This window comes from Uniformispora flossi (assembly GCF_049534875.1).
In the GTDB taxonomy this organism is placed as follows: domain Bacteria; phylum Actinomycetota; class Actinomycetes; order Streptomycetales; family Streptomycetaceae; genus Yinghuangia; species Yinghuangia aomiensis.
In genome coordinates, this window is record NZ_JBMULZ010000031.1 from 15,047 (window position 1) to 36,375 (window position 21,329).

The 21,329-nt window shown below is 73.2% G+C and carries 17 protein-coding genes, 1 tRNA gene and 1 other RNA gene; 15 read left to right on the forward strand and 4 right to left on the reverse strand.

Annotated features, from left to right (window positions below; translation table 11 throughout):
- Positions 1–78: 78 nt before the first annotated feature.
- Positions 79–166, reverse strand: a tRNA-Ser gene (locus tag ACPA54_RS37145).
- A gap of 367 nt (positions 167–533) precedes the next feature.
- Here ACPA54_RS37145 and ffs point away from each other — a divergent pair.
- From ffs to ACPA54_RS37195, 10 genes are all read left to right on the forward strand, one after another.
- Positions 534–630, forward strand: an RNA gene (ffs, locus tag ACPA54_RS37150) — signal recognition particle sRNA small type.
- A gap of 109 nt (positions 631–739) precedes the next feature.
- The gene (locus ACPA54_RS37155; protein ID WP_423536715.1) at positions 740–2,914 is read left to right on the forward strand and encodes a DNA polymerase III subunit gamma and tau; all 2,175 of its coding nucleotides are present in this window, start codon (positions 740–742) and stop codon (positions 2,912–2,914) included.
- Positions 2,915–3,693: 779 nt separating this feature from the next.
- A complete protein-coding gene (locus ACPA54_RS37160; protein WP_345680612.1) occupies positions 3,694–4,047 on the forward strand; it encodes a YbaB/EbfC family nucleoid-associated protein in 354 nt (117 codons plus the stop codon).
- Positions 4,048–4,265: 218 nt separating this feature from the next.
- A complete protein-coding gene (gene recR, locus ACPA54_RS37165) occupies positions 4,266–4,865 on the forward strand; it encodes a recombination mediator RecR (RefSeq protein ID WP_345680613.1) in 600 nt (199 codons plus the stop codon).
- Positions 4,858–5,487, forward strand: coding sequence for a DUF5063 domain-containing protein (locus tag ACPA54_RS37170; protein ID WP_423536717.1), 630 nt, complete (start codon positions 4,858–4,860; stop codon positions 5,485–5,487). Before recR ends, ACPA54_RS37170 begins: the two co-directional genes overlap by 8 nt.
- Positions 5,488–5,699: 212 nt before the next feature.
- Entirely contained in the window at positions 5,700–6,968 is a 1,269-nt protein-coding gene (locus ACPA54_RS37175) for an aspartate kinase (protein WP_345680616.1), read from the forward strand.
- Positions 6,965–8,035, forward strand: a complete 1,071-nt coding sequence (locus ACPA54_RS37180) for an aspartate-semialdehyde dehydrogenase (protein ID WP_423536719.1) — start codon at positions 6,965–6,967, stop codon at positions 8,033–8,035. The genes ACPA54_RS37175 and ACPA54_RS37180 overlap by 4 nt, the downstream gene beginning before the upstream one ends.
- A 333-nt stretch (positions 8,036–8,368) precedes the next feature.
- On the forward strand, positions 8,369–8,902 hold the full coding sequence (locus ACPA54_RS37185; RefSeq protein ID WP_345680643.1) for a SigE family RNA polymerase sigma factor: 534 nt from the start codon (positions 8,369–8,371) through the stop codon (positions 8,900–8,902).
- Positions 8,899–9,936 carry a hypothetical protein gene (locus ACPA54_RS37190; RefSeq protein WP_423536721.1) on the forward strand — a complete coding sequence of 346 codons (1,038 nt, stop codon included), beginning with the start codon at positions 8,899–8,901 and terminating at the stop codon, positions 9,934–9,936. The genes ACPA54_RS37185 and ACPA54_RS37190 overlap by 4 nt, the downstream gene beginning before the upstream one ends.
- A 16-nt stretch (positions 9,937–9,952) precedes the next feature.
- Positions 9,953–10,768 carry an SURF1 family protein gene (locus ACPA54_RS37195; protein ID WP_423536723.1) on the forward strand — a complete coding sequence of 272 codons (816 nt, stop codon included), beginning with the start codon at positions 9,953–9,955 and terminating at the stop codon, positions 10,766–10,768.
- 54 nt (positions 10,769–10,822) lie between these two features.
- Here ACPA54_RS37195 and ACPA54_RS37200 read toward each other — a convergent pair whose 3' ends face one another.
- Complete coding sequence (locus tag ACPA54_RS37200) at positions 10,823–12,670, reverse strand: S9 family peptidase (protein WP_423536725.1); 1,848 nt, start codon at positions 12,668–12,670, stop codon at positions 10,823–10,825.
- A gap of 278 nt (positions 12,671–12,948) precedes the next feature.
- Between ACPA54_RS37200 and ACPA54_RS37205 the strand changes: the two genes are divergently transcribed.
- On the forward strand, positions 12,949–14,235 hold the full coding sequence (locus ACPA54_RS37205) for a ricin-type beta-trefoil lectin domain protein (RefSeq protein ID WP_423536727.1): 1,287 nt from the start codon (positions 12,949–12,951) through the stop codon (positions 14,233–14,235).
- 69 nt (positions 14,236–14,304) lie between these two features.
- Here ACPA54_RS37205 and ACPA54_RS37210 read toward each other — a convergent pair whose 3' ends face one another.
- A complete protein-coding gene (locus tag ACPA54_RS37210) occupies positions 14,305–14,787 on the reverse strand; it encodes a GbsR/MarR family transcriptional regulator (RefSeq protein ID WP_423536729.1) in 483 nt (160 codons plus the stop codon).
- A 114-nt stretch (positions 14,788–14,901) separates the two neighbouring features.
- On the opposite strand from ACPA54_RS37210, the gene ACPA54_RS37215 reads away from it, so the two are divergent.
- Positions 14,902–15,891 carry an ABC transporter ATP-binding protein gene (locus ACPA54_RS37215; RefSeq protein ID WP_423536730.1) on the forward strand — a complete coding sequence of 330 codons (990 nt, stop codon included), beginning with the start codon at positions 14,902–14,904 and terminating at the stop codon, positions 15,889–15,891.
- Positions 15,888–17,471 carry an ABC transporter permease gene (locus tag ACPA54_RS37220; protein ID WP_423536732.1) on the forward strand — a complete coding sequence of 528 codons (1,584 nt, stop codon included), beginning with the start codon at positions 15,888–15,890 and terminating at the stop codon, positions 17,469–17,471. The genes ACPA54_RS37215 and ACPA54_RS37220 overlap by 4 nt, the downstream gene beginning before the upstream one ends.
- Before the next feature lie 68 nt (positions 17,472–17,539).
- On the opposite strand, the gene ACPA54_RS37225 is transcribed toward ACPA54_RS37220, so the two are convergent.
- A complete protein-coding gene (locus tag ACPA54_RS37225; RefSeq protein WP_345680630.1) occupies positions 17,540–18,238 on the reverse strand; it encodes a GntR family transcriptional regulator in 699 nt (232 codons plus the stop codon).
- Between the two features lie 233 nt (positions 18,239–18,471).
- On the opposite strand from ACPA54_RS37225, the gene ACPA54_RS37230 reads away from it, so the two are divergent.
- Positions 18,472–19,719 (forward strand): amidohydrolase family protein, encoded by a 1,248-nt coding sequence (locus ACPA54_RS37230; RefSeq protein WP_423536734.1) that lies wholly within the window; start codon positions 18,472–18,474, stop codon positions 19,717–19,719.
- 53 nt (positions 19,720–19,772) lie between these two features.
- A complete protein-coding gene (locus ACPA54_RS37235; protein ID WP_423536736.1) occupies positions 19,773–21,260 on the forward strand; it encodes an APC family permease in 1,488 nt (495 codons plus the stop codon).
- The last annotated feature ends 69 nt before the right edge of the window (positions 21,261–21,329 follow it).

Here is a 21,329-nt window from a genome sequence, read left to right on the forward strand (position 1 = left end):
TGAACCCCCAACTGCCACGACTCCCACGACGGCCCCCACCCAAGCTGCGGCGGGGGCCGACGTTTCGCCTGTTCAGGCTGGCGGAGGATACGAGATTCGAACTCGTGAGGGGTTGCCCCCAACACGCTTTCCAAGCGTGCGCCCTAGGCCACTAGGCGAATCCTCCGCCGGATAGCTTACCGGAGGCTGCGGGGTGGTTGCGCACGAGTATCCGGATGGGGGGCCGGGAGGGGTCGCCGGTGGCGTGCGGGGTTCGCTGCGGCGGGTCGGCTCGGGGGTGGTGGGTCGCCGCTTCCACCCGGTCGCCTCGGGCGTCGTCGCCGTCGCCTCGGCCGTCACCGCCGTCACCGCCGTCACCCGGGATGGCATCCGGCGGCGCGCGCCCCGTCCGCCCGCCTTCGTCCCGCCCGAGCGCTGCAGACCCGTCCGTCGTGGGCCTCGCCGCCGCGGCACCGCACCCTCGGCCGGGACCCGTCGCGCCGCGCCCGTGCCGGGTGGCAGCGAGCCGGTCCTCTCGTCGGGTAGTGTGGCCTCCGGACCCCCCGTGTGGCGGCATCCTGCTAAACCCCCCCAGGGCCGGAAGGCAGCAAGGGTAGGCGGGCTCTGTCGGGTGCGCGGGGGGTCTTTGCATGCCCGGAGGATTGTTCGCGGGAATAGCCGCGGGATCGTCCACAGCGGCCGACGCCCGCCCCGTCGGTCCGGGCCGGTTCGGGTTGCGCCGAACGCGGCATGGCTCCGGATGTCTCCCGGCCCGGCTATCGTCGACGTCGTGTCGCTTGCGCTCTACCGTCGCTACCGCCCCGAGACCTATGCCGAGGTCATCGGGCAGGAGCACGTGACCGATCCGCTCCAGCAGGCCCTCCGCAACAACCGCGTGAACCACGCGTATTTGTTCAGCGGGCCGCGCGGGTGCGGCAAGACCACGAGCGCGCGCATTCTGGCGCGGTGCCTCAACTGCGAGCAGGGGCCGACGCCGACGCCGTGCGGCGAGTGCCAGTCGTGCCAGGATCTGGCGCGCGGCGGGCCCGGCAGCATCGACGTCATCGAGATCGACGCCGCGTCGCACGGTGGTGTGGACGATGCGCGCGACCTGCGGGAGAAGGCGTTCTTCGCGCCGGTCAGCTCGCGGTTCAAGATCTACATCATCGACGAGGCCCACATGGTCACGTCGGCGGGCTTCAACGCGCTGCTCAAGGTGGTCGAGGAGCCGCCGGAGCACCTGAAGTTCATTTTCGCGACGACCGAGCCCGAGAAGGTCATCGGGACGATCCGCTCGCGCACCCACCACTACCCCTTCCGCCTGGTGCCGCCCGGCGTGCTGCGCGACTACCTGGAAAAGGTGTGCGCGGAAGAGGACGTCCAGGTCGAGAAGGCCGTGTTCCCGCTGGTCGTGCAGGCCGGCGCGGGGTCGGTCCGCGACTCGATGTCGGTGATGGACCAGCTGCTGGCCGGTGCCGACGAGCAGGGCGTGACGTACGCCATGGCCACGTCGCTCCTCGGCTACACCGACCGCGCGCTGATGGACGAGATCACCGACGCGTTCGGCGGCCGGGACGGTGCCGCCGCCTTCCAGGTCGTCGACCGGGTCATCGAGGGCGGTTACGACCCGCGCCGGTTCGTCGCCGACCTGCTGGTACGCCTCCGCGACCTGGTCATCCTCGCCGCCGTCCCGGACGCCGCGGACAAGGGGCTCATCGACGTCCCCGGCGACCAGCTCGAGCGCATGGTCGGGCAGGCCCGCGCCTTCGGCCAAGCGGAACTCACCCGGGCCGCGGACATCGTCAATACCGGCCTGACCGAGATGCGCGGTGCCACGTCGCCCCGGCTCCAGCTCGAACTCATCTGCGCGCGCGTCCTGTTGCCGGGTGCGGACGCGGGCGACCAGGCCTTCGGCGCGCGGCTCGACCGGCTGGAGCGGCGGGTCGAACTCGGCGTGCCGGCGTCCGGGGGTGCGGGGTTCGCCCCCTCAGCCCCGTCGGCCCCGTCCGCCGCGGACTTCGAAGACGCCCCGCCGGTGTCCCGGCCCGCCCCGCGCCCCCAGGCTCCGGAACCGGCGGCTCCGGCTCCGGCTCCCCGCCAGGCAGCCCCGCCGCCCGCCGCCGCACCGGCCCCGCAGCCGTCCGGCCGCGCCCCCGGCGCTTGGCCGTCGTCCTCGCGCGCGCCCCAGCAGGCGGCTCCGCCGCAGGCGGCCGCACCACAGTCCGCCCCGGCAGCCCAGACGGCCCAGACGGCCCAGGCGCCGAGCGCGCCCGCACCGCAGGGCTCGGCCCCGCAGGCCGGGGGCGGAGACGTCAACCGGGTACGCGGCATGTGGCCGCAGATCATCGACGCGGTCAAGGGCCGCAAGCGTGTGACGTGGATGCTGCTGCAGCGGGCGTCCGTGGCCGGGTTCGACGGCAAGACGCTCCAGGTCGCCTTCGAGAACGCGGGCACCCGGGACGGGTTCGTCAACAGCGGACACGACGAGGTGCTGCGCCAGGCGATCATCGATGCGTTCGCCCTCGACTGGCGCATCGAAGCCATCGTCGACCCCGGCTCGGGCGGCGGCGGCCCGGCCCCGTACGGCGGCAATTCGGGCGGCGGCGGCCGCGGATTCGCCCCCGCCCCCGCGCAGCCCCCCGCCCCGCCGCAGCCCGCGGCCCCGGCCCCGTCCACCGGCGGCTGGCCGGCCACGTCCCGTGCCCCGCAGGACACGCCGCCCCCGCAGGCGGCCCCGCCGCCCCCGGAACCGGAGCCCCAGGCCCCGCCGCCGGACGACTACGTCCCGCCGGAGTACGCGCCGCCGCCGGTTGCCCCGGAAGACGACATCGCCGCGTACGACGACGAGGACATCGCGGACGACGCCTTCACCAGCCACGAACTCCTCGTCCGCGAACTCGGCGCCACGGTGATCGAGGAAACCCGCAACATGTAAGGCACGGCGGGACCGCTCCGCACCCGGAGGCCCGGGGGGCGGGCGGCTCAACCAGCACCGCAGGAATGCCGCGGCCGACGGCACACCTGACGCAGGGCTTGGCCGCTGCCACCCGAAACAGGCGGCGCCGGACCGACCTGGGACGACGCGCCATGCGACGGGCGTGGACAGGCAGGCGAGGGCGCACGCACGTCGGCGGCCCTTGCGCAGCCGCCCCTCGGCGAGGACACCCCTGGCCTGGCCCCGCCCGCAGCGGCGCAGGGTCCGGCCCCGCCTCAGAGACGCGACGTCTGGCCCGCCCTCGTCGAAGTCCCCGGACGCCGCGACCAACCCCGCACACGCGAGGGACCGCCGCTGAACCGGGCGCCGGACGCGTTGTAGGTCGAGCCGACAGCCGACAGCCGACAGCCGACAGCCGACAGCCAGGTCAGCCCGCACGCTCAGCCCGCCGAATCCGCCGCAGGGGGCGCCACGCGCCACACCCTCATGCCCCCGCGTGCCCAACAGCCCCACCGCGCCCGCCCCAGCACCTGCGCGGCCCGTCGAAGCTCGGGCATCAGTCGCCCACGTCGGCACCGACCCGCACCCCACCCCGACTCCCCGCCTCCCGCCCCCCACCCCGACTCCCCACCCCCCCCGCACGCGCCCCCGTCGCGCCCCCCGCGCCCCGGCCCGGCGTGCCTCCGGGCACCTCCGGTCGGCCCGACGCCGTAGGCTCGAGCCGTACGCGCAGCCCTGTTCTTTCCGGGCTGCCCAGACCGCGACGAAGGGTGCCCCTGGTGTTTCCCGGTGGTGGCCAGCCCGACATGCAGCAGTTGCTGCAGCAGGCGCAGAAGATGCAGCAGGACCTGATGGCCGCGCAGGAAGAACTCGCGCGGACGCAGGTGAAGGGCACCGCGGGTGGCGGGCTCGTCACCGCGACGGTGAGCGGCGCCGGTGAGCTGCTGGCTCTGGAGATCTCGCCCGACGCGGTGGATCCTGAGGACACGGAGACGCTCGGCGACCTGATCGTCGCCGCGGTGCGCGACGCGAACCGCGCGGCGACCGAGCTGGCGTCCCGGGCGATGGGCCCGCTGGCCCAGGGCCTGGGCGGCGGCGGTCTCGGCGGCGGCTTGGGACTGCCGGGCATGTAGCCGGTCCGGTCCGGTGCGTGCGGCGGCGGTGGAGCGACACCGCGGCCACCGCCCGCACCCGGGCCGCGACGGTCCGCAGCCGACGGCGAAAACCGGAAGCGGAAACCGAAGCGAAAACCGGAGGCGAAAACCGCCACCTGCCCGAGCCTTGATGCGGCCACTACACCTCCCGTAATACAAAAGAAGACGAGAGACATCGACCCGAGGAGCGACCCAAGGTGTACGAAGGCGCCGTTCAGGACCTCATCGACGAGTTGGGCAGGCTGCCCGGCGTCGGTCCGAAGAGCGCGCAGCGGATCGCCTTCCACCTGCTCGCCGCCGACCCCGCCGACGTGCGCCGCCTGGTGAACGCGCTGGTGGAGGTCAAGGACAAGGTGCGGTTCTGCACGGTCTGCGGCAACGTCGCCGAGGCCGAGCAGTGCCGGATCTGCCTCGACCCGCGCCGCGATCCCGCGGTGATCTGCGTGGTCGAGGAGTCCAAGGACGTGGTCGCGGTGGAGAAGACCCGCGAGTTCCGCGGTCGCTACCACGTGCTCGGCGGGGCGATCAGCCCGATCGAGGGGGTGGGTCCGGACGACCTGCGCATCCGCGAGCTCATGACGCGGCTGGCGGACGGGACCGTGACCGAACTCATCCTCGCGACCGACCCGAATCTGGAAGGAGAGGCGACCGCGACGTACCTGGCCCGCCTCTGCAAGCCGATGGGTCTCAAAGTGACCCGGCTGGCCAGCGGGCTGCCGGTGGGGGGCGACCTGGAGTACGCCGACGAGGTGACCCTCGGGCGTGCCTTTGAGGGGAGACGACTGCTCGATGTCTGACGACCTGACCGACTTCACCGCGGAAATCGCCGACCAGATCGAGAGCTTCGTGGTGGCCGTCACGGAGGTGGCCAAGGGCGAGGAGCCCGGGGCGGCCGTGTCGATGCTGCTGCTCGAGGTGTCTCAGCTGATGCTCGCGGGCGGCCGTCTCGGCGCGATCGCCGACGTGCTGCCCGACGAGCGGTTCGAGCCGGATTCCGGCCCGGACCCCGACGTGGACGCGCTGCGCAGCGACCTTTCGGAGCTGCTCGAACCCATCGACGTCTACTACGAGGTGTTCGACCCGTACGTCCCGCGCCCGAAGCCGGTCGCGTTCCGGATCTCCGACGACATGGCGGACGTCGTCACCGACCTCATGCACGGTCTGGCGCACCACCGCGCCGGCCGGACGACCGAGGCACTTTGGTGGTGGCAGTTCTCCTACCTGGCGAACTGGGGCGCCACGGCCAGCGCCGTGCTGCGCGCGCTGCAGGCGGTCGTCGCGCACGCGCGGCTGGACGCGGCGGTGGGCGACGGTGTCGAGGCGGCGGTGGACGACGCGTTGGGCAACGAGCTGGCGGACCAGCTGGCCGAGCAGCTGGACGACGCGGTGGTGCTGGGCGGGCCGCCGCAGAAGGGCTGACGCCGGACGCGAGCGGCCGCGGCCGGGTCCGTCCCGAACGGAGCCGCCGCAGGTTTTCGCGCCCGGCCCGGCCGCCGCGCCACATTTCGTCGCTTTCGCGGGACAGTGTTCAAAAAGTGATACGAACGTCTCACTATGTGAATAGAACGTGGCGGTTGCGGTGGCCTCGTTAGACTGTCCCGACTGCAGCCAAAACGAACCGAGGAGCGCACGTGGGCCTTGTCGTGCAGAAGTACGGAGGCTCCTCCGTGGCCGATGCCGACGGCATCAAGCGCGTCGCCAAGCGGATCGTCGACACCAAGAAGATGGGCCACGAGGTGGTCGTGGTGGTGTCCGCGATGGGTGACACGACGGACGAGCTGATCGACCTCGCCCAGCAGGTGAGCCCCATTCCTGCCGGCCGCGAGCTGGACATGCTGCTCACTTCCGGTGAGCGGATCTCGATGGCGCTGCTGGCGATGGCGATCAAAAACCTCGGTGTCGAGGCGCGGTCGTTCACGGGCAGCCAGGCCGGTGTGATCACCGACTCTGTGCACAACAAAGCACGCATCATCGACGTGACGCCCGGCCGGATCCGCTCGGCGCTCGACGAGGACGCGGTCGCGATCGTGGCCGGCTTCCAGGGTGTCTCGCAGGACACCAAGGACATCACCACGCTGGGCCGCGGCGGCTCGGACACCACGGCGGTCGCGCTGGCCGCCGCGCTGGACGCCGAGGTCTGCGAGATCTACACGGACGTCGACGGCGTGTTCACCGCCGACCCCCGGGTGGTCAAGAAGGCTCGCAAGATCAACGCGATCAGCTACCAGGAGATGCTGGAGCTGGCCGCGAGCGGTTCGAAGGTGCTGCACCTGCGCTGCGTCGAGTACGCGCGCCGCTACAACATGCCCGTCCACGTGCGGTCGTCCTTCTCCGGACACCAGGGCACGTGGGTACGAAGCCAGTCCGAAGGGGACGACGTGGAGCAGGCGATCATCTCCGGTGTCGCCCACGACACCAGCGAGGCCAAGGTCACCGTGGTCGGGGTCCCGGACAAGCCGGGCGAGGCCGCGAAGATCTTCCGCACGATCGCGGATGCCGAGATCAACATCGACATGGTCGTGCAGAACGTGTCGGCCGCGTCCACCGGGCGCACGGACATCTCCTTCACGCTCCCGATGACCGACGGCCACAAGGCCATCGAGTCGCTGACCAAGATCCAGGACGAGATCGGCTTCGAGTCGCTCCGCTACGACGACCAGATCGGCAAGATCTCGCTGGTCGGCGCCGGCATGCGGTCGCACCCCGGGGTCACGGCGGAGTTCTTCGAGGCGCTGTCGAACGCGGGCGTCAACATCGAGCTGATCTCCACGTCGGAGATCCGCATCTCGGTGGTGTGCCGCGCGGACCAGGTGCCCACCGCCATCCAGGCCGTCCACACCGCCTTCGGTCTCGACGCCGAAACCGAAGAGGCCGTCGTCTACGGAGGTACCGGCCGATGAGCACCACCCGCAAGCCCACTCTCGCCCTGGTCGGCGCGACCGGTGCGGTCGGCTCGGTCATGCTCGAGCTGCTGTCGACCCGGCAGGACGTGTGGGGCGAGATCCGGCTGATCGCGTCGCCGCGTTCGGCCGGCAAGAAGCTCGTCGTGCGCGGCGAAGAGGTCGAGGTCGTCGCGCTCTCCGAGGAGTGCTTCGAGGGCGTCGACGTCGCGATGTTCGACGTGCCGGACGAGGTCTCCGCGCAGTGGGCGCCGATCGCCGCCGCCAAGGGCGCCGTCGCGGTCGACAACTCCGGCGCGTTCCGGATGGATCCCGAGGTCCCGCTGGTCGTCCCCGAGGTGAACCCGGCCGCGGCGCGCCTCCGCCCGCGCGGCATCATCTCGAACCCGAACTGCACGACGCTGAGCATGGTCGTCGCGCTGGGCGCGCTGCACGCCGAACTCGGCCTGCGCGAGCTGGTCGTGTCGTCGTACCAGGCGGCGTCCGGCGCCGGTCAGCCGGGCATCGACACGCTGCGCGAGCAGCTGGCGAAGGTCGCCGGGTCGGCGACGCTGGGCACCCAGCCGGGCGACGTGCGGCGCGCGGTGGGCGACTTCGGGCCGTTCCCGGCGCCGCTCGCGCTCAACGTGGTGCCGTGGGCGGGCTCGCTCAAGGACGGCGGCTGGTCGTCCGAGGAGCTGAAGGTCCGCAACGAGTCGCGCAAGATCCTCGGGCTGCCGGACCTCAAGGTGTCCGCGACCTGTGTGCGCGTCCCGGTGGTCACGACGCACTCGCTCGCCGTGCACGCGGTGTTCGAGCGGGACGTCACGGTCGCGCGCGCCCACGAGATCCTCGCCGAAGCCCCGGGTGTCGTGCTGTGCGACGACCCGGAGAACGGCGAGTTCCCGACGCCGGCCGACGTGGTCGGCACCGACCCGACCTGGGTCGGCCGGGTGCGCCAGGCGCTGGACTTCCCGAACACGCTGGACATGTTCATGTGCGGCGACAACCTGCGGAAGGGCGCGGCGCTCAACACCGCGCAGATCGCGGAGCTGATCGCGGCGGAACTGACCGCCCAGGAGGGCTGACCGCAGCCCCGGGCCGACGACGGCCGGCGCCCCTCCCGTGCGGAGGGACGCCGGCCGTCGGCATGCCGGGGGACCGGACCCGGCGAACCCCTCTCCTGACGGCGCGTCAACCAGTAGCGTGTGGGGCGCGGATCGGGGGGAGGCCGGTACGGACTTCCCGGCACTTCCGTACAACCTTCCGGGGACATCGGCTGTCTAACGTTCGTGGCGGAGTTGGTGGGGGTGGAACCACGGGTCGAGCGGGGCGTCGTCCGCCCGCCGCACCCGCCTGCCGAGGTGTCGGCGGGCGGTGATTCCCTCACGTGGGTGTCGGCACCGGACGCGGCGGCGGGGGTGGCGTTCGGATCGGCGGCGGGAGCGGCGGTGGCCTCAGACGAGGGCGTTTCCGTCGACCTGCTCACCGAGACATACCGCAGGCACTATCCGACGCTGCTGCGGCTGGCCGCGCTGCTCCTGGACGACCCGCATTCGTGCGAGGACGTCGTGCAGGAGGCGTTCGTCCGGGTGCACGTGGCCCGGCACCGGCTCCGGGAACCCGACAAGACGCTTGCGTACCTGCGGCAGACTGTCGTGAACCTCTCGCGGTCTACTCTGCGGCGGAGGCTTATGGCGCTGCGCCTGATGCCCCGGCCGACCGCCGACGAGCCGGCGGCGGAGGAGGGCGCGCACAGCGTGCTCGAACGCGACGCCCTCGTGCGCGTGCTGAGGGACCTGCCCAGGCGGCAGCGGGAAGTGATCGTGCTGCGCTACTACGCGGATCTGACGGAGGTTCAGGTGGCTGACCTGCTTGGACTGTCGGTGGGTTCGGTGAAGGCGTACGGCTCGCGAGGGCTCGAGGCACTGCGGGCCCGGATGGAGACGTCGTGACCGCGATGAACGAGGGCCCGGGTCGGCCGGGCGGTTCGTCCGGCGAACTGCCGGACGGCCTGTCCGAGGAGGTGCGCCGCCGTCTGCACGACGCGGTGGCCGATATCCAGCCCGCCCCGGGCGCGCTCGAACGGCTGCGCGTCGCGGTGCCCGCCCGGCGTCGCCGCCGACGGGCCGCGGGGGCGACCGCGCTGGCCACGGTGGCGGTGCTGGCCATCGCGACGCCGGTGGTGCGCACCGCGGTGCTCAGCGACCAGACGTCCCAGAAGAGTGCAAAAACGTCCTCTCAGTCGTCCGCGGGCGGCGGCCAGAACGACCAGGGCGAGAACGACGACGACCAGGAGAGCCGCGGCACCGACGGCTCGTCGGGAGTGGCCGGGTCGAACGGCAACGGTGCCAAACCGCGCACGACCGGGGGCCCGCAGGCGACCGCGACGACGACGGTCGTCGTCGCGCCGGTCCTGCCGACGGCCACGGCGACCGCCACCGCGTCGCCGACCGCCACCGCGACCTCGACGCTGCCGACCGGGGCCCAGGCGTGCGAGGTGAAGGACCTCGAGCAGGGCTCCGGCACGACGCTGGCGGCGCCCGGTTCGGACGGCATCGCGTACGGCGTGCTCGAGGTGCGGAACGTGTCCCGGCGGGACTGCTCGGTCTCCGGGGCGGGGATCGTGCTGGTCGCCGCCGCGCCGGGCAATCCGCCGGTGCAGGTGCAGGTGAAGTTCCACGAAGCGGGCGACCTGGCGGTCCGGCTGCCCTCGGTGACCGCGCCGACCGCGCCGCTGACGGTCCGGGCGGGCGCGGCGTACGAGTTCCAGTTCGCGTGGCTGCCGACGCGCGGCACCGGCGCCAACGGCAGCTGCACGCCGGGCGACGGCCAGGCCGGGCCGCCGCCGCCGATTCCGTCGCTCGCGTACATGCTGGCGGACGGCGGGGTGAAGATGGCCGAGGTGCCGCTGACCCCGGCGTGCGGCGGGGTGGTGTACCGGACCGAGGTGTATCCGGTGGGGGCGTTCCCGCGCGCCGCGGGCTGACGGTTACCGTGGTGGGGTGCGACACCGCTTCCTGCTGCAGCCCCGATGGCTGGCGTTCCACGTCCTGGTACTGGTCGCCGTCCCGGTGTGCGCGGCGCTCGGCCTGTGGCAGTTCCACCGCTACAACGAGCACAAGAGCAGCGGGCCGTCCGCGGCCCAGGCCGCCGCCGAGCCGCCCGTCGCGCTGGCCGAGCGGCTGCGCAACGGCACGGTGGTGACGCCGGACGATCGCGGCGGCACCGTCGAGGTGTCCGGCCGGTTCGACGCCGCGCACCAGCTCGTCGTGGTCGACCGCACGCTGGACGGGCGCAAGGGCAGCTATGTCCTCACCCCGTTCCAGCCCGCGTCCGGCGGCCCGGCCGTCCCCGTCGTGCGGGGCTGGCTGGAAGGCACCCAGGCTCCCGCGCCGCCCGCGGGCGAGGTGCGGCTGACCGGTCGCCTGGAGCTGTCCGAGACCGAGCACGGCTCCGGCATCGACCGGATCGCGGGCCTGCCCGCCGGGCAGGTCTCGCTGATCAGCACGCCCGAGCTGGTCAACGTGCTGCCGTACCCGATCTACGACGGCTACGTCGCGCTCACCGCGCAGGATCCGGCCGGCGATGCCGTGCTGCAGCCGGTGCCGCCCGCGAAGGAGCAGAAGAGCAACGGGATTTCCGGGCGGGCATGGCAGAACCTCGGGTACACCGCGCAATGGTTCGTGTTCGCGGGCGCGTCGGTGTTCCTGTGGTGGCGGGTGGTGCGCCGCGAGATCGAGGAGCGCCAGGAAGCGGAAGAGGCCGCGCTGCTGCGCGAGTTGGGCTTGGAGCCGGAGGGCGCGCCCGCGGAGGCGTAGCGGAGGCGACGACGAGGGCGGGTGCGGCCGGTGGCCGCACCCGCCCTCGCGTGTTCAGCGGCGCGGCAGGTGGCGGGCCACGAAGTCGAGTTCCTTGCGGACCTGGCGGATCCGCTCCTCGACGACGGCCGAGCCGTGGCCCGCGTCGTACCGGTAGACCTCGTGCACCACGCCGAGGGCGGCCAGGCGCGCGACGTAGTTCTCGATCTGCCGGATCGGGCAGCGCGGGTCGTTGACGCCGGCGCTGATGAAGACCGGCACGCCGACGTTCTCGACGTAGGTGATCGGGGACGCCTTGGCGTAGCGCTCCGGGACCTCGTCGGGCGAGCCGCCGATCAGCGTGCGGTCCATCGCCTTGAGGCCTTCCATCTCGTCCTCGTAGGCGGCGACGTAGTCGGCGACCGGCACCGCGGCGAGGCCGAGCGCCCAGTCCCCGGCCTGCACGCCGAGGCCGAGGAGCGTCAGGTAGCCGCCCCACGAGCCGCCGGACAGCACGAGCCGTTCGGGGTCGGCGAGCCCGGACTCGACCGCCCAGGCGCGGACCGCGGCGATGTCCTCCAGCTCGGTCAGGCCGACGTTCTGCCGCAGCGCGTCAGACCACGCCTTGCCGTAGCCGGTCGAGCCGCGGTAATTGACCCGGACCACGGCGAACCCGTGGTCGACCCACACGGCGACGCCGGGGGCGAAGTGGTCGCCGTCGTGAGCGGCGGGGCCGCCGTGCACTTCGAAGACCGTCGGGAACGGGCCCACGCCGACCGGACGGGACACCAGCGCGTGGATCGCGCCGCCGGGCCCTTCCACCCACGCGTCCTCCACGGGCACCGACCCGGGGGCGCGTTCGCCCGGCGGCACGAGCACGGTGCCGCCGCCGGTGGAGCGCAGTTCGCTGGGGCGTTCCCCGCTCGACCACAGGTATTCGACGGTGCCGTCGGGGCGGGCGCCCGCGCCGAGCACGGTGCCGGGCGGGGTCTCCAAGCGCTCCAGGGTGCCGGTGGCGAGTTCGTACCGGTACAGCTCGGAGCGGGCGTGGTGCTCGTGCTCGACGAGGATCGCGCTCGCGTCCGGGTACCAGTCGACCGCGACGTCGCCGGGCAGGCCGAGGTCGATGTCCTGCTCCTCGCCGGTGAGCGGGTTCCAGATCAGCGGCTCCCAGCGGCCGCGGCGCTGGTGCCGGACCAGGACGCGCGAGTCGCCGAGGATCGGCGCGAACCCGGTCGCTTCCAGACCGGAGGCCGGGGGTTCGCCGGGCACGCCGTCGTGCAGGTCGGCGACCAGTGTGCCGTCCAGGCGCACGGCGCGCAGCGAGGGGTGCATGGTGTCGCCGTGCTCGCTGTGCTCGATGACGAGCAGCGTGTCGTCTTCGGACAGCGCGGAGACGCCTGCCGACTCGCGGTGCCGGTAAATGGTGACCGGGTCGGTGCCGGGGCGGACGACGTGGACGGTGGAACCGTCTTCGTCGGTCGAGCGGCCGACCACGGCGAGGCCGTCGGCGCCGATGGTGAGGCCGACCGGGTAGGCCGGAGCGAGTCCCGGTGCGGCTTCCTCGTCGGGCCCGCCTTCGAAGCGCTGCCGCATCCACACCCCGAACTCGTCACCGTCGGTGTCCGCGAACCACCAGATCCACGTGCCGGTCGGGTCGATGCACGCGGTCGTGGTGCCGTTGGGACGATCGGTGACCTGCCGTTGTGCACCGGTGAACCGGTCCCACGCGTAGATCTCGTACCGGCCCGAGGCGTTCGACAGGAACACCGAGCGGTCGGGGGCATGTTCGGCCCAGTCGGGCAGGGACACGCGGGGCGCCCGGAACCGCCGTTCCCAGGCGGGGGCGGCGGGTTCCGCTGCGGCGGGGCGGGGTGCGGTGTCGGGACCTTCTGCGGTCGCCAATGGCGCGGAGTCGGACATGCGGTCCATTGAACTACGCGGGATCGCCCCGCCGCGCGGCCTCTGCGCGCCGCAGGGCAGCCGGAAACCGGCCACCGTGATTCCGCTCGGCCCGGGCGAACGCCTTGCGGCCCGGCGCACCGGGTGTCCGGTTTCCGTCAGTCGTCCGTGCGTCCGCGGGATAGCCGGGGGCGGTGGTGCGACCCGTACGCTGCCGTCCGGCGGGGCCGTTTGCGCCCCGCATCCGTTTCCGAGGGGAATCCTCTTCAGTGCGAGCCAATCGTTCACGCCGTGCGGTCGTGATCGCCGCCGTCGGCGCCATAGCCGTCTACTCCGGAATCCAGCTGGCGGATGCGTCGTCGTCCGGTTCCGGAAGTTCCGCGACGGCCGCGGCCACGGCGGACCCGACGCCGGGTCCGTCCGCCGAGGCGGCCGCGGACGCGGCGGCCGGCACGGGCCTGACCGGGCCGGTGGAAGGCGACGACGCCAACGCGATCGCCGAGGGCGGCCCCGCGGCGTTCAGCGCAGCGGTCACCGCGGCGGCCCCGCCGTCGGGCCTCGGCTGGAAGTCGAACGCGGCGACCAACCTGATGACCACGGGCTACACGTTCAAGTTCCGCGACCAGCGGGCGGCGGACTGGCTCGGCCCCTACGTGAAGTCGATCGCGGCGCAGATGTCGCAGATCACCAACATCCGCTACACCGTCGACACGCACCCGGTGGGCACCGCCTACCAGCGCGCGGCCGGGGACGTGCTGGTGATGCTGCACAACCGGCCGTGCAAGCCGACCGGCGGCTCGGGCATTTCCACCAGCTACAAGGGCGTCACCGACGGCAGCGGCGCGGCCAACTTCAGCTGCGGCTTCTACTGGTACAACGGCAACAAGACGACGGTCAGCGGCGAGGCGTGGATCGACTCCGAGTTCCTCACCTCGACCGGCGCACCGCGCGCGGACTGGGGCGGCGCGACGTTCTTCAAGAACCACATCGCCCACGAACTCGGCCACACGATGGGCCTGGCGCACGCGAACAACTCGACCCGGGAAGGCGACTGCGCGAAGGGCACGGACGCCGGCGAACTGCCGGTGATGTGCCGCCCGTCGACCGCGTACAAGGACCGCGCGGCGGGTCGCTACGTCCAGCAGTTCGACCTGCAGGGCCTGCGCACGCTGGCCGCGAACGGCGGCGCGAAGCCGCCGGCGCAGGGCCCGGTCGTCGGCGTCGGCGGCAAGTGCCTCGACGCCCGCGGCGGCAAGTCGGCCGACGGGACCCAGGTCCAGATCTACAAGTGCAACAACACCGCTGCGCAGTCGTGGATCCTCAACGCCGACGGCAGCATCAACATCCTGGGCAAGTGCCTGGACAACTACTCCAACAAGAGCGTGGACAAGAACAAGATCCAGCTCTACACCTGCAACGGGTCGGCGGCCCAGAAGTGGGCCGTCAACGCCAAGGGCCAGATCGTGCACGTGGCTTCCGGCAAGGTGCTGGACGTGACCGGGGGGAAGACCACGGACGGCACGGCGGTTCAGCTCTACAAGGCGACCACCGGCAAGAACCAGCTGTGGACGGTGCCGAAGGCCTGACCGGCCGACGGCGCGCGGCGCGGCCCCGTCCCCCGACCCGGGGGGCGGGGCCGCTCCCATGTCCCGGCGTCAGTCGCCGGGCTGCCGCTGCCGGGCCTGCCAGCGCTCCAGCATGCCCGCCAGCTCCTGCTGCATGAACGTGAAGAACTCCACGGTTTCGATGAGGCGTTCGCCCGCCCCGGTGGCCGGGCCGACCGCGTCGACGCCGGTGCGCAGAGTGGCTTCCCAGCGGGAGAGGATCCGGTCGCGGTTGGCGATGGCCTGGTAGAGCTGGTCGTTGCGGACCCGATAGCGCTCGCGCCGGGTACCGGGCTCGCGTTCGCGGGCGATCATGCCGACCTGTGACAGGTAGCGGACCGCGCCGGAGACGGCCGCGGGGCTGATGCGCAGCCGGGCGGAGAGGTCGGCGGAGCCGAGGACGCCGTCCTCGGACGCCAGCAGGGCGGCGAACACGCGGGCCGGCATGCGCGGCATGCCGGCTTCGGCCATGTCGCCCGCAAACCGCTCGACGAATGCGTCGACCGCATCCCCGGGTCCTGGGGGTGTGCTCACCGCCGGCCTCGCTCTCTGTCCCCGTTGCTCCTCGGCACGCACCGGTCAGCCTATCGGGCTTATGCACTTTCTTAATCTTCACGATTTTCTGAATCCAGAGTAGATTGCGGAGGCATGGACACCGCAATCCGCACGGCGGCGCTGCGCAAGACGTTCGGCCGTACCGTCGCCCTCGACGGGCTCGATCTGGAGGTGCGCACAGGGGAGGTGCACGGGTTCCTCGGGCCCAACGGGGCGGGCAAGTCGACCACGATCCGGGTCCTGCTCGGCCTGCTGCGCGCGGACGGGGGCACCGCGGAACTCCTCGGCGGCGACCCGTGGCGGGACGCGGTGGCCCTGCACCGGCGGCTCGCGTACGTGCCGGGCGACGTGACGCTGTGGCGCAACCTGACCGGCGGCGAGGTCATCGACCTGCTCGGCCGGCTGCGCGGCGGCCTCGACCCGGCGCGGCGCGCGACACTCGTGGACCGCTTCGAGCTGGACCCGACCAAGAAGGGCCGGGCCTACTCCAAGGGCAACCGGCAGAAGGTGGCGCTCGTCGCGGCGTTCGCCTCGGACGTCGACCTGCTCGTCCTCGACGAGCCGACCTCCGGGCTCGACCCGCTGATGGAGGAGGTGTTCCAGCAGTGCGTGGCCGACGAGCGCGAACGCGGCCGCACCGTGCTGCTGTCCAGCCACATCCTCAGCGAGGTCGAAGCGCTGTGCGACCGGGTGAGCATCATCCGGCAGGGCCGCACGGTGGAAACCGGCACGCTCGCCGAACTGCGGCACCTGACCCGTACCTCCGTGACCGCCGAACTCGCGGGCCCGCCGAACGGATTGGCAGACGTCGCCGGCGTGCACGACCTGGCCGTCGAAGGGCACCGGGTGCGGCTCCAGGCGGACAGCGACCGCATCGGCGACGTCCTCGCGGTCCTCGGCGCCTCCGGTATCCGCAGCCTGACCAGCACCCCGCCGACCCTGGAGGAACTGTTCCTCCGGCACTACCAAGACGACGGAACCGACCAAGCCGACCAAGCCGACCAAGCCGACCAAGCCGACCAAGCCGACCAAGCCGACGGAACCGAGACGGCCGCCGCCCCGCGGAACGGATCCGCCCGATGAGCGCCTACGCGGCCACCGGCACCCTCGGCCGGCTCGCCCTGCGCCGCGACCGCGCGATGATCGCGGCCTGGGTCGCCGGCCTGACCGCCGTCGTGCTCGCCACCGGAAGCTCGTTCGGCAGCCTCTACGACACCGCGCAGAAGCGCGCCGACCTGGCCGCGAGCATGAACGGCAACGCGTCGCTGCGCGCCTTCTACGGTCCGATGTTCGGCTGGGACGGCACCGGCGCGCTCACCGCGTGGCGGTTCACCGTGCTCGGGGCCGCCCTGACCGGCCTGATGGCCGCGTTCGTCGTGGTGCGGCACACGCGCGACGACGAGGAGTCCGGCCGCCAGGAACTGGTGTCCGCGGGCGCCGTCGGCCGACGCGCCCCGCTGACCGCGGCCCTCGGCACCGCGATCGGCGCCGGATTCGCGGTCGGGCTGTGCGTCGCGCTCGGCAGTGCCGCGAACGGCGGCTCCGTCGCCGGGGCCGCGGTGTTCGGCCTCGATCTGGCCGCCGGGGCGGCGGTTTTCGCGGGCGTTGCCGCGGTCGCCGCGCAGGTGGCCGAGACGGGGCGCGGGGCCCGCGGGATCGCGGGCGCGGTGCTGGCCGCGGCGTACCTCCTGCGTGCGGCGGGGGACGCGGCGACCGACGACGCCTCGTCGCCGCTGGTGTGGGTGTCGCCGCTCGGCTGGATCGAGAACACCCGGCCGTACGCCGGGGACCGCTGGTGGGTGCTCCTGCTGCCGTTCGCGTTCGCCGCGGTCTGCGCGGCCGCCGCCTACGCCCTGGCCGCCCGCCGCGATGTCGGCGCCGGACTGGTCGCCGGCCGTCCCGGCCCCCCGGCCGCCGCGCCCTCGCTCGCCGGGCCGTTCGCGCTCGCCTGGCGGCTGCACCGCGGCGCGCTCGCCGCCTGGGCGGGCGGCTTCGCGGTCGCCGGGATCGTCTACGGCGCCGTCGCGGGCAGCGTCGCCGACCTGGTCAAGGACAACCAGGGCGTCGTCGACGTCATCGAGCGCATGGGCGGGCAGGCCGGCATCACCGACGCCTTCCTGGCGAGCGCGATGGCGCTGATGGGGATCCTCGCCGCCGTCTACGCGGTGCAGTGCGTGCTCCGCATGCGCGGCGAGGAGACCTCCGGCCGCGCCGAACCCGTCCTCGCCGGGGCCGTCGGACGCCTGCGGTGGGCGGGCAGCCACCTGGTCTTCGCGGCCGCCGGGCCGGTGCTGCTGCTGGCGGTCGGCGGACTCGCCACCGGTCTGGCGCACGGCGCGCAGATCGGCGGACTCGTCGGTGCGGCGGTGGCGCAGACGCCCGCGGTGTGGGCGGTCGCGGCGGCGGCCGCCGCGGTGTTCGGGCTGTTGCCGCGCGCGATGGCCGCGGTCTGGGTGCTCGTCGCGCTGTGCGTGCTGCTCGGCATGGTCGGCGACGCCCTGCAGTTGCCGCAGCCGGTGATGGACCTGTCGCCGTTCACCCACCTGCCGAAACTGCCGGGCGGGGACGTGGAGTTGCTGCCGTACGCCCTGCTCACCGCGGTCGCGGGGCTGCTCGGCGCGGCGGCGTTCGCCGGAACCCGGCGCCGCGACCTCGGAGGCTGACGGCACCGCGTCGGGACACCCGGGCGAGCCCCTCCCTGCGGCGTGCCCGGCAGCGGCGGAAGCTCCGGCTATCGGTTCTCGGCCGCCGTGTCGGGGGCGAGCATGCCGAGCGCGTTCTCGTGGGTGCCGACGACGTGGCGGCGGGCGAGTTCGGCGGCTTGTTCGGCGTCGCGGGAGGCGATCGCGGCGTAGAGGCGCTCGTGCTCGCCGCACATCGCGGCGCCGTCTTCCGGGGTCGAGGTCAGCCGGAACAGCCGGCGGAGCCGCCCGTCGAGCGGTGTCATCAGGTCCTTGAGCAGCGGGTTGCCGGACATGTCGACGATCTGCTGGTGGAAGTCCGCGTTGAGGGCGACGGCCTCGCGCAGCCGCCCGGCCTCCGCTGCGCGGCGCGAGCGCTCGACGATGCGTTCGAGGGCGCGGAGTTCGGCGTCGCTCGCGTGGGTGGCGGCCAGTCCCGCGGCGAGCGCTTCGAGCGACTCGCGGACGGCGAAGAAGTGCCGCGCGTCCTCCGGCCCGAAGTCCGCGACGACCGCGCCCTTGCGGGGCTGTATCGCGACGAAGCCCTCGGTCTCGAGGCGCTGCATGGCCTCGCGGACCGGGATCCGGGAGACGCCCAGCTCCTCGGCGATCTCGCGTTCGACGAGCCGGTGGCCGGCCGGGTACTGCCCTTCGATGATGCGTTCGCGCAGCTCGACGTACGCCTGGTCGCGCAGGGACCGGTGCGCGTCGCCCATGTTCGGGCGGTCGGCGGTGGTGCGCGGGCTCATGGGCGTACTCCAGACGTGGGCGCGGTGCGGCCGGGCGGGCTCCGGCCTCCCGATCATTCCAGATGATTTCCGCAACAGACCGTTGCTTGGTATTCGGTATACCAGTTACGGTAGCCGCCGCCCGCCTCGGACACCTCCCGGAGCGCGCCCGCAGACCCGACAACGACCGCCCGCCGGCCCGCCGCAGCCGCCATGCGGCCCGCAATCGCCCCGCCACCGCCCCGAGGAGAGCCATGCCGACGCCGTACGAACCGTCCGTGTTGCGCAACGCGACACTGCCCGACGGCACCCGCGCCGACGTATGCCTCGCCGACGGCGTGATCACGGAGATCCGGGCCGCCGCCGAGCCCACCGACCCCACCGACCCCACCGACCCCACGGGACCCGCCCAGCCCGCCCAGCCGCCCGCCGACGCGGTCGACCTGGCCGGCGCGCTGCTCATGCCGGCGTTCGTCGACGGCCACGCGCACCTGGACAAGACGTTCCTCGGCTCCCCGTGGCAGCCGCACCTGCCCGTCGCCGACCTGCGTACCCAGATCGCCGCGGAGCGGGAGCTGCGCCGCCGGATCCCGGTCCCGGTCGAGGAACGCGCCATGACGCTGGCCCGCCGCATGTCCGCGCTCGGCACCGGGCACGTGCGCTCGCACGTCGACATCGACCCGGACGTCGGCCTCGACGGCCTGCACGCGCTCCTCGCCGTGCGCGAGGCCTGCCGCGACTTCCTCGGCATCCAGCTCGTCGCCTTCCCGCAGAGCGGCGTGGTGACCGCGCCGGGCGTCGCCGACCTGCTGGACGCCGCGCTGCGCGAGGGCGCCGAGCTGATCGGCGGCCTCGACCCGGCCGGGTTCGACGGCGACGTCGCCGGACAACTCGACGTCGTCTTCGGCCTCGCCGAGCGGCACGGCGCGGGCATCGACATCCACCTGCACGACGGCGGCACGACCGGCACCGGGCAGCTGCGCGAAATCGCCCGGCGCACCGCCGCGCTCGGCCTCGGCGGCCGCGTCGCGGTCAGCCACGCGTACGCGCTCGGCCAGGTCGACGACGCCGAAGTGGCGCGCACCGCCGAGCCCCTGGCCGCGGCCGGGGTCGCGATCATGACGAACGGCCCGGCCGGGACCATGCCGCCCGTGCTGCGGCTGCGCGACCTGGGCGTGCGGGTCTTCGCCGGCTCGGACAACATCCGCGACGCGTGGTGGCCCTACGGCACCGGCGACATGCTCGAACGTTCCACGATCATCGGCCTGCAGGGCGACCTCATGACCGACGACGACCTGCGCTACGCCGCCTCCCTCGCCACCGGCAACGCCGCTGCCGTCCTCGGCCTCACCGGCTACGGCCTGGCCGAAGGCGCCCGCGCCGACTTGGTCGTGGTCGACGCCGCGTCCGTCCCAGAAGCCGTCGCCGGACACCCGCCGCGCCTGCTCGTCCTGCACGGCGGCCGCGTCGTCGCGGACCACCGCCCGCCGCACCGCGGCTGACGTACCCCCCTTCCCACGCGCACTGCCGCTCCGCCCCCCCGGAGGTCCCTGCCATGACCACCCCCGCTCCGCCGTCCGCACCGCCCGAGAAGGCGGTGTCCGGTGACCCCGAGTCCGCCGGCCGCAAGCTGGCGAGCGGCCAGATAGGCACCGCCGACCTGGTCTTCTTCGTCGTCGCGGCGGCCGCGCCGCTCACCGTGCTGGCCGGTGTCGCACCGTTCGCGATCGGCGTCGGCGGTGCCGGGACGCCCCTGGGCTACCTGGTGTCCGGCGTGCTCCTCGCGCTGTTCGCCGCCGGGTTCACCGCGATGAGCATGTACGTCCGCAACGCGGGCGCGTTCTACGCCTACGTGGCGCGCGGCCTGGGCCGGACACTGGGCGTGGCCACGGCCTACGTCGCCGTCGTCGCGTACAACCTGATCACCCCCGGTGTAGCCGCCGCCTTCGGCTACTTCGGCGCGAACTACCTGAACGAGCGTGCGGGCACCGACATCCCGTGGTGGGTGCTCGCGGGCGTGTGCATCGCCGCCACCGGCGTGCTCGGCTGGCTGCGCGTCACACTGAGCGCCAAGGTCCTCGGGGTCGCGCTCGTCCTCGAAGTGCTGTCGCTGGTGCTCATGGAGTTCGGCATCCTCAAGGACCGCGGCGGCGCGGCCTTCGACCTCGGCTCGTTCGACCCGGGGACGCTCACGCACGGCGGCATCGCGAGCATGTTCGTCCTGGTCATCGGTGCGTTCACGGGCTTCGAGGCGACCGCGATCTACGCGGAGGAGGCCAAGGAGCCGCGCCGCACGGTGCCGCGCGCGACCTTCGTCGCCATCGGCTTCCTGGCGGTGTTCTACGCCCTGGGCGTGTGGATGATCATGGGCGCCTACGGTACCGACCAGGCCGTCGCGCTCGCGCAGGCCGCCGACGGGCCCGACCTGACGTTCAACGCGGCCGGCGCGCACGTCGGCACGTGGCTCGCGGACAGCATGGAAGTACTCATCATCGTCAGCGCGTTCGCCTCGACGCTCGCGTTCCACAACGCCGGCGCGCGGTACATGTACGCACTCGGCCGCGAAGGCCTGCTGCCGCGGTCCCTCGGCCGGGTGTCCGGCAAGCACGGCTCGCCCGGTGCCGCGGTCCTCGCGCAGAGCGGCTTCAACGTGCTGCTCATCGCGGTGGGCGTGCTGCTCGCGGCGGACCCGTACGCCGAGGTGTTCCTCTGGAGCAACAGCGTCGGCGTCCTGGGCGTCATGGTCATGCAGGCGCTCGCCGCGCTCGCGGTGTGGGCGTTCTTCCGTCGCGACCGACGCGGGATGTCCGCGTTCCGCGTGGTGTGGGCGCCGCTGATCTCGTGCCTCGGACTCGTGGTGCTGAGCGTGCTCGCGGTGCTGCACTTCGACCTGCTCACCGGCAAGACCGGCACGGTCAACACCGTGCTGCTCGTGCCGCTGCCCGTCGTGGCGGTGGCCGGCGTGCTCGTGGCCCTGCGGATCCGGCGGCGCGACCCGGCCCGCTACGCGCGGCTCACCGAGGTGGACGTGGAACGCGACTGAACCGGGGGAGCACGGCAGCACGGGCCGGTCCCGCGGCGGATTCCCGCCGCGGGACCGGCCCGTTGCCGT

Bases quoted from the DNA above. Each gene is read 5' to 3' on its own strand.
- ACPA54_RS37235 (WP_423536736.1), top strand. From the start codon at position 19,773: ATGACCACCCCCGCTCCGCCGTCCGCACCGCCCGAGAAGGCGGTGTCC.
- ACPA54_RS37170 (WP_423536717.1), top strand. From the start codon at position 4,858: ATGTCTGACGACCTGACCGACTTCACCGCGGAAATCGCCGACCAGATC.
- ACPA54_RS37155 (WP_423536715.1), top strand. From the start codon at position 740: ATGTCTCCCGGCCCGGCTATCGTCGACGTCGTGTCGCTTGCGCTCTAC.
- ACPA54_RS37230 (WP_423536734.1), top strand. From the start codon at position 18,472: ATGCCGACGCCGTACGAACCGTCCGTGTTGCGCAACGCGACACTGCCC.
- ACPA54_RS37215 (WP_423536730.1), top strand. From the start codon at position 14,902: ATGGACACCGCAATCCGCACGGCGGCGCTGCGCAAGACGTTCGGCCGT.
- ACPA54_RS37180 (WP_423536719.1), top strand. From the start codon at position 6,965: ATGAGCACCACCCGCAAGCCCACTCTCGCCCTGGTCGGCGCGACCGGT.
- ACPA54_RS37200 (WP_423536725.1), bottom strand. From the start codon at position 12,670: ATGTCCGACTCCGCGCCATTGGCGACCGCAGAAGGTCCCGACACCGCA.
- ACPA54_RS37220 (WP_423536732.1), top strand. From the start codon at position 15,888: ATGAGCGCCTACGCGGCCACCGGCACCCTCGGCCGGCTCGCCCTGCGC.
- ACPA54_RS37225 (WP_345680630.1), bottom strand. From the start codon at position 18,238: ATGAGCCCGCGCACCACCGCCGACCGCCCGAACATGGGCGACGCGCAC.